Origin of the sequence: Piscibacillus sp. B03, from assembly GCF_052246295.1 — a bacterium.
Taxonomy (GTDB): Bacteria; Bacillota; Bacilli; order Bacillales; family Alkalibacillaceae; genus Piscibacillus.
The window spans coordinates 43555-56536 of sequence record NZ_JBQQCO010000004.1 but is presented as its reverse complement, the minus strand read 5'-3'; the positions used below and the strand labels follow the sequence as shown (position 1 = coordinate 56536).

At 37.6% G+C, this 12982-nt stretch carries 13 protein-coding genes, 1 pseudogene and 1 riboswitch; of the genes and pseudogenes, 13 read left to right on the top strand and 1 reads right to left on the bottom strand.

What is annotated here, in order from left to right; all coding sequences use genetic code 11:
- Positions 1-11 precede the first annotated feature (11 nt).
- Positions 12-1511, bottom strand: coding sequence for a potassium/proton antiporter (locus ACTWQB_RS04235; RefSeq protein ID WP_443137937.1), 1500 nt, complete (start codon positions 1509-1511; stop codon positions 12-14).
- A 145-nt stretch (positions 1512-1656) separates the two neighbouring features.
- Between ACTWQB_RS04235 and ACTWQB_RS04230 the strand changes: the two genes are divergently transcribed.
- From ACTWQB_RS04230 to ACTWQB_RS04170, 13 genes and pseudogenes are all read left to right on the top strand, one after another.
- Positions 1657-1824: an alpha/beta fold hydrolase gene (locus ACTWQB_RS04230; protein ID WP_443137936.1), complete on the top strand. Its 168-nt coding sequence runs from the start codon at positions 1657-1659 to the stop codon at positions 1822-1824.
- Positions 1825-1830: 6 nt separating this feature from the next.
- On the top strand, positions 1831-2574 hold the full coding sequence (gene fabG, locus ACTWQB_RS04225) for a 3-oxoacyl-ACP reductase FabG (RefSeq protein WP_443137935.1): 744 nt from the start codon (positions 1831-1833) through the stop codon (positions 2572-2574).
- A gap of 607 nt (positions 2575-3181) precedes the next feature.
- Positions 3182-4078, top strand: a pseudogene (locus ACTWQB_RS04220) (AMP-binding protein); the annotation flags it as partial.
- Between the two features lie 171 nt (positions 4079-4249).
- Positions 4250-4552, top strand: coding sequence for an AMP-binding enzyme (locus ACTWQB_RS04215; protein WP_443138027.1), 303 nt, complete (start codon positions 4250-4252; stop codon positions 4550-4552).
- A 397-nt stretch (positions 4553-4949) separates the two neighbouring features.
- Positions 4950-5924 (top strand): ABC transporter ATP-binding protein, encoded by a 975-nt coding sequence (locus ACTWQB_RS04210; protein WP_443137934.1) that lies wholly within the window; start codon positions 4950-4952, stop codon positions 5922-5924.
- Complete coding sequence (locus ACTWQB_RS04205) at positions 5899-6675, top strand: ABC transporter permease (RefSeq protein ID WP_443137933.1); 777 nt, start codon at positions 5899-5901, stop codon at positions 6673-6675. The genes ACTWQB_RS04210 and ACTWQB_RS04205 overlap by 26 nt, the downstream gene beginning before the upstream one ends.
- 59 nt (positions 6676-6734) lie before the next feature.
- Positions 6735-6847, top strand: a riboswitch (TPP riboswitch).
- Positions 6848-6940: 93 nt separating this feature from the next.
- Entirely contained in the window at positions 6941-7450 is a 510-nt protein-coding gene (gene thiW, locus ACTWQB_RS04200) for an energy coupling factor transporter S component ThiW (protein ID WP_443137932.1), read from the top strand.
- Positions 7450-8136, top strand: a complete 687-nt coding sequence (gene tenA / locus ACTWQB_RS04195; protein WP_443137931.1) for a thiaminase II — start codon at positions 7450-7452, stop codon at positions 8134-8136. The genes thiW and tenA overlap by 1 nt, the downstream gene beginning before the upstream one ends.
- Positions 8133-8948: a bifunctional hydroxymethylpyrimidine kinase/phosphomethylpyrimidine kinase gene (thiD, locus tag ACTWQB_RS04190; RefSeq protein ID WP_443137930.1), complete on the top strand. Its 816-nt coding sequence runs from the start codon at positions 8133-8135 to the stop codon at positions 8946-8948. The genes tenA and thiD overlap by 4 nt, the downstream gene beginning before the upstream one ends.
- Positions 8929-9702, top strand: a complete 774-nt coding sequence (gene thiM / locus ACTWQB_RS04185) for a hydroxyethylthiazole kinase (protein WP_443137929.1) — start codon at positions 8929-8931, stop codon at positions 9700-9702. Before thiD ends, thiM begins: the two co-directional genes overlap by 20 nt.
- Entirely contained in the window at positions 9699-10316 is a 618-nt protein-coding gene (gene thiE, locus ACTWQB_RS04180) for a thiamine phosphate synthase (RefSeq protein ID WP_443137928.1), read from the top strand. Before thiM ends, thiE begins: the two co-directional genes overlap by 4 nt.
- Before the next feature lie 69 nt (positions 10317-10385).
- Positions 10386-11282: a DMT family transporter gene (locus ACTWQB_RS04175; RefSeq protein ID WP_443137927.1), complete on the top strand. Its 897-nt coding sequence runs from the start codon at positions 10386-10388 to the stop codon at positions 11280-11282.
- Between the two features lie 800 nt (positions 11283-12082).
- On the top strand, positions 12083-12907 hold the full coding sequence (locus tag ACTWQB_RS04170; RefSeq protein ID WP_443137926.1) for a DUF1206 domain-containing protein: 825 nt from the start codon (positions 12083-12085) through the stop codon (positions 12905-12907).
- Positions 12908-12982: the final 75 nt, after the last annotated feature.

Here is a 12982-nt window from a genome sequence, read left to right as displayed (position 1 = left end):
ATCCAAGGACATCATTTGTCCTTGGGTTGTTTTGGTTCTGCTTTCTTTTCATTTAACATTTTTCTAAGTTCTTCTTTATATTTTCTAGACACTAGAATATATAAGAAGTCGCCTGGTTTGATTTCTGTGTCGCCATAAGGCGTTATTAGCCTATCGCCGCGAACGATTGCGCTTATTGTGGCCTTTTTAGGAAATTCAATATCTTTTAATTTTCGACCCACAACAGCATTATCACGGTTAGCTTGGAATTGAATCATCTCAGCATTCGCTTTTGCAATCGATATTAATTCAATCGAATGGTGTGGTGTGTCTTTAACAGGTCCCATTAATCCTAATTTTTCAGCAATAAAATTGATTGAAGACCCCTGTACAAGTGCGGAGGTTAAGACGACGAAAAAGGTGACGTTAAAGAATAGTGAAGCATTTTCAGTACCTGCCACAATAGGAAAGGTAGCTAATACAATTGGAACTGCTCCACGTAAACCAGCCCACGAAATAAATATTTTCTCTTTGAAAGAATATTTCATTCTAATTAATGATAAAAAGACTGCTATTGGTCGTGCAACAAATATTAAAACAAATGAAATAATTAAGCCTTGGCCAATAATGTCTAATGAGAAGACATGCTCAGGGAATGCTAGAAGCCCTAGTATCACGAACATTAAGATCTGAGCCATCCAAGCGAAACCTTCATTAAATTGAGAAATGGAATAGCGGTAAGTTAATTCTGAATTACCTATGACAAGCGCTGCTACGTATACGGCTAAAAACCCACTAGCTTCTATCGCAGATGCGATACTATATGTCAATAATCCAAAAGAAAGCGTAAATATAGGATATAACCCAGATGATTCCAAGTTAATGCGATTTATGGAGAACGAGGCTAGCTTACCAATACCTAGTCCTAGCAATAACCCCATACCCATCTGCCAGAAAAACGATGGTACCATAATCCACATACTGGTCTCGGGGTGAAGAACCAATTCTATAAAAATGATTGTCAAAAATACAGCCATGGGATCATTCGTCCCAGATTCAGCTTCAAGTGTTGCACCCATTTTCGCCTTAATATTACGCTCTTTTAAGGCTGCAAAAACTGCAGCGGCATCTGTGGAACCAACAATAGCACCGAACAATAAAGCTTCATACCAACTAACTTGTAATATATAATGAACGGCAAAGCCTGTAATCAGTGAAGTGATTAATACCCCAGCAGTGGCTAATGAAATAGAGGGCACAGCAACAGCACGTACCGTTTTCCACTTTGTTTGTAGACCACCTTCAAATAGTATAATGATTAAGGCTAAAATACCTGCCATTTGGGCAATTTCAGCATTGTCAAAATAAATCCAACCAAAACCATCACTGCCTATTAACATACCAACTAGGATAAAAAGCACAAGGGAAGGAAGCCCGATACGGCTTGAGAATTTCGCGGCAATGACACCACTAATTAAAAGAAAAGCAATTATAAGTACAATAACATCATTATCAAACGAACCAAATTGCATGACAGTTCCCCTTTATTAATTCTATTTATATATTTATATTATCAAATTACGGGTTAAATTTCTTAGTAAAAGCCTTAAAAACTTAGATTTTTAAAATGTAAATAGTATGAACTATGAGGAATTTTCAGAATAAGGTGATTGATTTATGCATGGCGAAAACGACTTAGTTGTCACGAAACCAATGACAGATGAAATTGTAGAAGATTTAGGTGACAGGGCAACTTACAAGAACTTAGAGGGTTGTGGCCACTCACCTCTCATTGACGATTTAGATCAACTTAAACATACAATTGAAGATTACTTAGAAAGGTGAGTTTGAATGGGACGTTTACAAGACAAAGTAGCTATCATTACAGGAGCTGCTAATGGGATAGGTTTAGAAGCAGCCGTGACATTTGTTAAAGAAGGTGCCAAGGTTGTATTAGCAGATTTTGATGTTGAAGCGGGTAAGAAAAGTGAACAAGAATTAACAAGTCAAGGTTATGACGTTGTCTTCGAACAAGTCAATGTCGCCAATCGAGAAAGTGTGGACCATTTAGTCGAACAAGCCGTGAATCGTTTTGGAGGCATTGATATTTTAGTTAATAACGCTGGCATAACACGCGATGCCATGCTCTCTAAGATGACGGTTGACCAATTTAAACAAGTGATTGATGTGAACTTGACGGGTGTCTTTCACTGTACCCAAGCGGTGCTACCTCAATTAATTGAAAGAGGTAAAGGTAAGGTCATTAATACGTCCTCTGTCTCAGGAACTTACGGAAATATGGGACAGTCAAATTACGCAGCAGCTAAGGCAGGCCTAATTGGATTAACGAAAACCTGGGCTAAGGAATTAGGGCGTAAGAATGTTAATGTGAATGCTGTTGCGCCGGGGTTTACGAATACAGCGATGGTTGAAACAGTGCCAGACCATGTAATCGAAGCACTGGTCAAACAGGTACCAATGGGAAGATTAGGCGAACCAAGCGATATAGCGAAAGCCTATCTATATTTAGCATCAGATGATTCAGACTATGTTAATGGACACGTGTTACATGTTGATGGCGGGATTATGATGTAAGGAAAGGCACTGATCAATTTTGATTAGTGCCTTTTGTTATTTAAGGAGAAAAATTTTTACTTAAAAATGTGAAAAAGTTGATTGAAGAGGGCGAATTGTTGATAGGGATGAGCTGACTGTCGATTGGGAAGGGCGAATTGTTGATAGGGATGAGCTGACTGTCGATTGGGAAGGGCGAATTGTTGATAGGGATGAGCTGACTGTCGATTGGGAAGAGTGAATTGTTGATAGGGATGAGCTGACTGTCGATTGGGAAGAGTGAATTGTTGATAGGGATGAGCTGACTGTCGATTGGGAAGGGCGAATTGTTGATAGGGATGAGCTGACTGTCGATTGGGAAGAGTGAATTGTTGATAGGGATGAGCAGATTGTCGATTAAGACAGGAAAATTAACGATAGAAACGTTCTGAATGTTAATTGAAAGAGCTGAACAAATTCTTGTAACTCATCTGTAACTCTTTCTTATAACATAAAGTTATTAGTTTTAGAGGAAGGGGTTGGTGAGTGTGCAGCCTGAAATCGACTGGCTCAGTAAAAGAGCAAAACTTTTTGAAAATGATACAGCCATTATTGATCAGATACAGAACAAAAATGGACGTATAAAGAACTGAATAACCGTGCAAACCAATTAGCATTTACACTAAAACAACACGAAGTCAACAAAGGTGATCGAGTTGCGCTGTTAGCCCCTAATCACATAAGTTATTTAGATTTTCTATTTGCTTGTATGAAAATAGGAGCCATTTTTACCCCTCTAAACTGGAGGTTATCTCAAAAGGAATTAGAGTATGTTATTCATGATTCGACACCTAAGTTTATCGCGGTTCACAAAGAATTTATAAATACACATGAATGGTTAAAACCATCATTAGTGATAGTGTCTAATGAATATATAGAAGGAGACGGTGATTTTTCTAGCGTACCGATTAGTGAGAGAGACCCTCTAGCGATGATTTATACAGGGGGAACTACAGGAAAGCCAAAAGGAGCGGTATTAAGTCATCAGTCTGTGTTCTAGAATGCGATGAACACGGTTATTAGCTGGAATCTTACAAAAAGTGATTGCACATTAACGACCATCCCTATGTTTCATACAGGTGGAATTAATGCTCTAACCATACCTGTTTTATTAGCAGGTGGATCAGTTGTCATAAGGTCGAATTTTAATCCAGAAGAATCAGTGAATGATTTAATAAAATACCAATGTTCAATTGTATTGTTTATTCCGACCATGTACCATATGATAATCCAAACAGAAGTGTTCAAACGTACTAAATTCTCACACATGAAAGTTTTTCTATCAGGAGGGGCTCCGTGCCCAATCTCAGTTTATAAAGCCTTCCATGAGAAGGGGCTTGACTTTAAAGAAGGTTATGGCCTTACGGAAGCAGGACCCAATAACTTCTTTATTGATCCAGCAGAGGCGAAGGACAAGCAAGGATCTGTAGGTAAAGAAATGGTGTTGAACCAAATTAAAATCGTGAATTCGGAAGGTCAAGAAGCTGCGACAAATGAAATAGGTGAACTATGGCTCAAAGGAAAGCATTTGTTTGAGTTTTATTGGAAAAATGACGAGGAAACGAAAAAAGCTTTCCATGACGAATGGTTTAAAACAGGCGACCTAGCTAGAAAAGACGAGGATGGATTTGTGTATATTGCCGGTAGAAAAAAAGAAATGATTATTTCCGGTGGGGAAAATGTTTACCCGCTTGAAATTGAACATTGGCTACAATCTCATGAGGATGTCTATGAAGTGGCGGTGGTTGGCTTGCCGCATTCTAAATGGGGAGAAATGGTAGCGGCGTTTGTGTCGTTTAAAGGCGATTCTTTGAATGAAAAGGAATTGCAATCCTTTTGTGAAAAGAAACTGAGTCGTTACAAGATTCCTAAAAAGTTTTATGTAATGGATGAGTTGCCCAAGACGCACGTAGGAAAAATTGATAAAAAAGCTCTAGTCCGAGAGTATTCGGGTGCTTAATGTGTATAGAGACTAATCTATGCACATTTTTTATTGGTTCGAATAGTATGCTTTTATTATTTATTTAACTATTCCTTTTTATTTGTTCTAGATGATGATTTAAGTAAAAATCTAAACAACAGAATAATTAAAACAATAAAAAGTATTACTAAAGCAATACTAAACAATTGAAATAATGTATCAGCTAAATTCATTTTTGAGAAGTTGAACATTTAACCGCCCACTTTCAATTTTTCTGTTAATAATATTGTACCATATATACTTATCTACTACTACATGATGAAACTATTACTTCACCTCAGCCTCAAGTCTGATATCAAAACATTCCCTAGTAGGTTACCTTTTTCAGAAAATTTGTTATATAATGACAATGAAATAAGACAAAAGGGGGATGAGGATGGAGAAAATTATTGAGGTTAATGGTTTAGAAAAGATTTATAAAAAGAAAAAAACAAAAGAGATAGTGAAAGCTGTAGATGGTGTCAGTTTTGATGTTTATCGAGGTGAAATCCTAGGTTTGTTAGGTCCAAATGGAGCTGGTAAAACGACAACCATCAAGTCGATTTGTGGCCTGTTAAAACCGAATGGAGGAAGCGTACATATAAATGGATTTGATTCAAACAAAGAGCGATTAAAAGCTGTCAATTATATTACAGCGGTATTAGAAGGGAACCGCAATATTTATTGGCGACTGACGGTTCGTGAAAACATGGAGTATTTTGCTGGGAATCGAGGCATTTCCAAAAAAGCGATTCAAGGAAAAATTGAAGAATTACTGGAGTTTTTTAATCTAAAAGGGAAAGAGAACGAACTTGTGAGTAGTCTTTCACGAGGCATGCAACAAAAGCTCGCGATTGCGATTGCATTACTTCCGGGTACTGATGTGATTTTATTAGACGAACCGACGTTAGGTCTAGATGTCGAAACGAGCTATGAAGTTAGAGAATTGCTTAAAAAAATTGTGAATGAGCAAGGCAAAACAATTATTATTAGCACTCACGACATGCCGATTGTACAGGAAATCTGCGATCGAGCGGTCATTATCAATGGTGGTAAAGTCATTGCGGATGAAAAGGTTGAAGGACTGATTAAATTATTTGAGACTAGAGCGTATTGTTTTACGGTGGAAGATGAATTAACTAACCAACAAATCATGGCAATCGAAAATCATTTCCTAATTGTTAATATTATTGAGAATGAAATCAACGTGACGTTAGAAAAAGAAGACGACCTATATTTAATTATGGATATTTTAAAAAGTGAACAAACGAAAATCGAAAAAATTGACCGCACAACTGTTGATTTTGAGCAAGTGTTTATGCAGTTAATAAAGGAGGGTAATAACCATGACTCAGCTGTGGCATCTCACTAGAGCGAATCTAGCAAAGGAATATATTGAACTAAAACGTTATTACCCTAATACAATATCTATGATTTTTACCTTTTATTTTATCTTCTTAGCTATGTTGTTAGGAATTCACGTCATTGGAGATCCTCAACAAATTGAAACAAATGTTCAATATGTCATCGTAAACTACGTCATTTGGTTCTTCATGTTAACGATTATGCAAGATTTAGGGTATGTCATACTAATGGAAGCTCAAAGAGGAACATTAGAGCAATTGTATATGTCACCTTTAGGCATGTGGAAGGTTTTATTAGCGCGCATTGTATCTAATTTAGTCATCTACGGGATCATTGTGTCTGTCTTATTAGTACTTTCTATGTGGACAGCAGATGAGTGGCTCATTTTTAGGTTGGATGTGGTTCTTCCAATCTTCATTGTGACAACCTTGGGAATGATTGGTGTTGGCTTTATGCTCGCGGGCCTTGCAATTATTATTAAACAGATCCAGTCCTTCTTAAATATCCTTCAGTTTATCTTGATGGGATTAGCGTTCGTGCCAATTTCAGTCGCGCCATATTTAGTGTTTGCACCGTTTGTTAAAGGCATTGATATGGTCCGACATGTCATGATTCACGGCTACACGTGGGTAGATTTTACAGCTTTGGATTACACAGCGCTAATTTTAAACTCTGTTTTCTATTTGATATTAGGTATATTTATTTATCTTAGAGCAGAGAAATTAGCGATGGAAAAAGGACTATTGAGTCAATATTAAAATTAAACGTGACAGATAAAATGTTCTTTGTTAAAGTAAAATTATAAAAATTGAAAATGATGCACTACTAGGGGTGCCCAATGTTCGTGGGCTGAGAGGAAGCACGCATGCTTCTAACTCTTAAGGACCTGATCTGGTTAATACCAGCGTAGGGAAGTAGATACGTATGACTTAGTATGTCGTCTAACGTCAGGTCCTATATTATGGCCCTGGCGTTTTTTATGTCCATTATGCCCTTAGTAGCATCGCTAGGGAGGTGAAATAGATGAACAACACTCGTAAGTTAACTGTCATGGCTGCTTTTATAGCCATTGGAATCGTTGGCTCACAATTTATCTGGTTTCCAGCAGGAGTCGCCAGAGCTTATCCAGTGCAACATGCCATTAATGTTATGGCAGCCATCTCTCTCGGAACTGGCCCGGCTGTTTTAATAGCTTTTCTTATGGCATTAATCCGAAATCTACTAGGACTAGGTACGTTACTAGCATTTCCAGGTGGGATGATCGGAGCCTTTTTGGCAGGAATTCTATATAACCGATTTAAGAAAAAAGGATGGGCAGCTATTGGTGAGATTGTAGGTACTGGTGTGATAGGTGCTTTATTATCGTTTCCTATTGCTAATTTCTTGATGGACAGTGCATCAGGTGCTTTGTTTTTCATACCAGTATTCTTAGTCAGTTGTGTTCCTGGAGCTATTATTGGGCTTGTGTTAATTACAAGACTTAACGGCCAGATCAAAAGGGTTGTAAACGAAAAACATGAGGAGGCAGCTTAATGAGCTTTACAGAACAATTAAGGCATGAAAATGATGATTTATTTAAGGGGATATTTAACCATCCTTTTGTAAAAGGAATTGGAAACGGTGATGTCCCAGTTGAAGCAGTGAAGCATTATATTAAAGCGGATTATGAGTATTTAAATTCATTTATTAAAGTTTACGCTTTGGCAATGGTTAAATCAAAACGTCGGAGTGATTTTCAGTTTTTTAATGATCAAATAAATTTTATTTTAAATGATGAAACGCATCCACATCATAACTTCTGTAACTATGCGAATGTAGAATATGAGTCGTTACAAAATTATCCGTTACCTCCAACTGCAGATCACTATATAAAGCACATGTTGTTCCATGCACAAAACGGGTCATTGGCTGAAATTTATTCGGCACTATTACCTTGTCCGTGGACGTATTATGAAATCGCATTAGATTTAAAACAAAAAGTTGACATTAATGAGGACCACCCTTTTTATGAATGGATTAGCTTCTATGATCGAGAAGATCTTAAGGATTTAATTCAAAATTTAAGAAACCGCTTAGACTCATTAGCTGAATTAGCTGATGAAGATGAAAAAGTATTAATCAAAGAAGCGTTTCGTAAAAGTTGTGAACTAGAATTAAAGTTTTGGGAAATGTCTTATACGTGTGAAAACTGGTCTGAATCAAGTGAGGTGTCAGTATGAAACAAGTATCGACTGTATTAACCATTGCAGGAACAGACCCTTCTGGAGGAGCAGGCATACAAGCTGACTTAAAAACCTTTCAAGAGTTACAAACTTATGGGATGTCGGTTATTACATCAGTTGTTGCTCAAAATACGACAGGCGTTCAAAGTGTCCATCACTTGCCCGTTGATTTTATCGAAGAACAACTAGATTCTGTTTTAACAGACATACCCGTTGATGCTTTTAAAACAGGGATGATTGCAACAGAAGAGATGATGAGAATTATTTACCATCGTTTGAAAAGCCAAGAGATCTACTATGTTCTAGATCCAGTCATGGTAGCCACGAGTGGGGATGTTTTAATAGATGAAAATGCTAGAGAATATCTTAGAGACTATTTAATTCCTTTGTCAACCGTTATTACACCGAATATCCCTGAGGCTGAATATCTAACAGAAACTAGTATTACTAGTATGGACGATATGAAAGTGGCTGCTAAAATATTTGTTCACGAATTAGGGGCCTCAGCCGCTCTAATCAAAGGTGGTCATTTAGAGGGTGAGCCAACAGATTGGCTATACAATGGTGAAGAGTTTTATAAGTTTACTTCTAATAGAATTAATACAACGAGCACACATGGGACTGGATGTACCTATTCTGCTGCCATTACTGCTCTTTTGGCACAAGGAAAGCTATTATTGACTTCAATTGAGTCTGCGAAACAATTTGTGACGGCGGCTTTAAAATATTCATTCCCGTTAGGACATGGCAACGGACCAACAAACCATTGGGGAATTAGGGAGGGGTCGTATGATCTCGAGCGTCATTGATTCTGTTCGTAAGAAAGGTCCACTTATTCATCATATTACGAACCAAGTTGTGATGAATTTTAGCGCAAATGGGTTACTAGCCTTTGGTGGAACGCCGATTATGGCGAAAGAATCTAAAGAAGTTAGTGAAATAGTAGATGTGGCAGATGGGTTATTACTCAATATTGGAACAGCTGTGGAGAATGATTATAAATCCATGTTAACAGCGGGTAAAAGAGCAAATGAAAAAGGTTTTCCAATTGTATTGGATCCTGTAGGAGTGGGAGTAAGCGAGTTTCGAAGAGAATACATTCGCCAATTGTTAAAGGAAGTAACACCTACTGTTATAAAAGGTAATGCTGCTGAGATTGCTTATTTTGCTGAAGTTAATTGGGAAGCAAAAGGAGTAGATGCTACTGGATCAGGGAATGTGGTTGACGTTGCGCAGGGAGCATTTGAAAAATACGGCTGTCCAATCGTATTGACTGGTCAACAAGATGTTATAGTCACTTCAAAAGGGACGCAAATCAATGATACGGGAAGTGAGTTTTTAGCAAAAATAACGGGCGCAGGATGTTTGTTAGGATCTATCATTACAGCATGTATTACGGTAGAGGGAGATCTTGATGAACAACTATATTCTGCTGTTCATTTTTATGGCTTAGCTGCTGAATATACTAGTCGACTTTCAGAAGTCACAGGGCCTGGAACATTTTTATCTCATTTTATAGATGCGCTGTCTTACGATATAAGTCGATTAGAAAGGGGTTCATGATGAATCGCGAGCTTCTAAGAAAGTATTTTATTATGGGAAGTCAAAATTGCCACCGGGATCCTAGAGAAATTTTATTAGAAGCCATTGAAGCAGGCATTACGATGCTTCAGTATCGTGAAAAGGGGGAAGGATCTTTATCCGGCAGAGAAAAAATTAAGCTCGGTCAAGACTTGAGACAAATATGTAGAAAATATAGTGTGCCGTTTATCGTTAATGATGACGTTGAGTTAGTTGATCTACTTGATGCGGATGGCATACATGTAGGTCAAGATGATGAAACGGTTAAAAAGGTTCGAAAGAAATTTCCTTATAAAATAATAGGGCTCTCTGTTTCAAATATCGATGAACTCAAAAAGAGTCCCATTCATCTAATAGATTATGTAGGGGCAGGACCTATATTTGGTACTGTAACTAAAGAAGATGCGAAAAAACCAGTTAGTGTAAAGTGGATTCAGTATCTTAGAAATGAATATCCTAACCTGCCGATTGTTGGAATTGGTGGTATTAACGAATCCAATTCCATCGAAGTCATGAATGCAGGAGCTGACGGTGTATCCGTTATTTCTGCAATCACTAAATCTGACCATATTTTTGAAACGGTTCAAAAGTTATAAGCGACCAATTTAGGTCGCTTTTGTTTTTGCGTGAAAAAGTAGTATAGTGGTAGGCGGAGGTGGTAAGACGTGATTCGTTCATACATATTTTTACTCATCACTGTTATGATCTTCTCAGGTAACTTAATTGTAGGAAAAGCTATAAATGAATTACCACCTATAACAATTGCTTTTTTTAGAACTCTAATCGCATTCTTAGTCGTTCTGCCATTTGGAATTAAACAGTTTCGTTACTATTATAAGATTTGGCGTGAGAATTTCTGGCCACTTGTTGGGATTGCGTTAACGGGGATTACAACTTTTAATGTTCTGGTGTATTTATCACTGAACTTTACGACATCTACTAACGCCGGAATTGTTGAGGCGACGACACCTGCCTTTGCAATGGTATTATCGTATTTAATATTAAAGGAAAACTTAAAACCGAAGCATATCATTGGGACAGTTGTATCATTTATTGGAGCGTTATGGGTGTTAACGTCTGGTTCAATAGAGCGATTGCTTCAATTGAACTTTAACATTGGTGATTTAACGATGTTACTAGCTGTCATCATTTGGGCGTTCTATACCTTAATTGTTAAACAGCATAACCATAAGTTTCCAATCTTTGGTGGGACGCTAGCTATGGTCGGACTTGGAGTTGTTATTTTAGTACCAGCTGTGTTGGTTGAGTGGTTCGTGTTAGGATTTCCTGCACAGATTACACAAACAAGTAACTGGTCTGGACTATTATATTTAGGTATTTTTCCATCTTTTATAGCCTTAGTGTTATGGAATCAAGCGGTATCAGATTTAGGCCCATCATTATCGAGTGTGTTTTTGAATTTATTACCGTTTTTCACAACGATCGGGGCGATTATATTCTTAAATGAAGAAGTCGTATCAGCTCAAATTCTAGGTGGAGTATTGGTTGTTGTGGGTGTGATTATGGTAAACGTGAATTTTAAGAAAAGAAAAATGACCTAAAGGTTCAAACGTTATATCGCAGTTATAATCACCAAGAAAATAAATTCAGATTAGAAATCAGACAAAACGGAGGCTGGGACAAAAGATATCTTATCCTTAGAGAAGACGAATATTAGGGGTCAAGTTACTCCTAATATTCGTCTTCAATTTTTAGCTACGTCAAAATGCTTCGCTTTCCGCAGGCACGGCTTCAACTTCCCCAAACTCACTTTCGTTCGGAGTTTAAGGATGTTCGGCTAAATACGCAACATCCATGTTGCAACGCCGAACTGACCCACATCCTGTGGCCCCTCAGCTCGTGCTGTTCTGCGACGACCTGGACGGTCTAGTGTCGGCGTTGGCCATAGGACGTGGCCGTTTTTAGCCGACCAGAAGTCTGCGCATTTTGACTACGCTAATAAAACTCAATATTCGTTTTTTGTTAAGCTACTTTTCTTTTGTCCCAGCCTCTTTAGCATGGATTTTCTTCTTCAACTAACGCCTCAAATATTAAGTACGCTTTTTCGTAAATAAATATTTTACTTATAAGAAACGCGGAGAGTCATCAATAGAATTAATCAGAATGATATATATAATGAAAGCATGTTGGCTTAAGTACAATTGTTCACAACCTTTTATATTCCTATATTTATTTTACATATTTTTCTAATTAATCTGAATTCTCATTTGAAATTGTAAGTGTTTCTGCTGGAGGTACCTCTGAAAGAAAAACTTTACTAAAAGCTTCTTCACTTACAAGTTTCTTATTAAATCGTTCAGGGAATAAACATTATTTCTCCACGATCGAAAGGGGCTTGGCAATGGGAGGTAATAATTCAAAGTTAAAAACGAAGCAAGATATTAAACCTTGGCTAAGGCGACTTGCTCGTGTTGGTTATGTGGCCAAAGGAATTGTCTTTGTCGTGGTAGGTTTACTATCCCTTTTAGCAGCACTCGGAATGGGTGGTAACACTGATGGAACACAAGGAATGTTACAATCACTTGCATCGATACCGTTTGGTGAAGTGCTGTTGTGGTTAATTGGTGTGGGTCTTATCTTTTATATATCTTGGTTGATTGTAAAAGTCATGAAAGACCCATTAAATAAAGGGCTAGTCTCACGTGGAGCCAGTTTCGTCATTGCGCTTGCTTATATGAGTCTGACTTACAGTGCATTAAAATTGGCTATGAACGCTGGTAATGGAGGCAGTAGTGGGAATTCTGAGCAGACAATTTCTGCCCAACTTCTACAACAACCATTTGGACAATGGATCATCGGAATTGTTGGTGGCGTCATTATCATATATGGACTTAATGAAGCATACACAGGTTTAACAACTAAATTCATGAATCGATTTCATGTAGAAAATATGTCAAGCCACGAGCGCAAAGTTGCACGTCAATCAGGTCGTTTGGGGCTTTTGGCAAGAGGTTTTTTCCTTGCGTTAGTAGGTTGGTTTTTTATCCAAACAGCTTATACGTCTGATTCTGATCAAGCAAAAGGATTAGATGGTGCCCTGAAAGAAGTTGCGCAAGAACCATTTGGACAAGCATTATTAGGAGCCTCAGCGCTTGGGCTATTTCTATATGGAATTTATCAATTTGCTCGAGGACGCTATCAGCATATGGGGATTGGGAAATATTAAAGTGAAATAAAAAGGTTTGGACGATTAACTGATGTTCGTCCAAACCTTTTACTTATAAAGCTAGGAATTAATTAT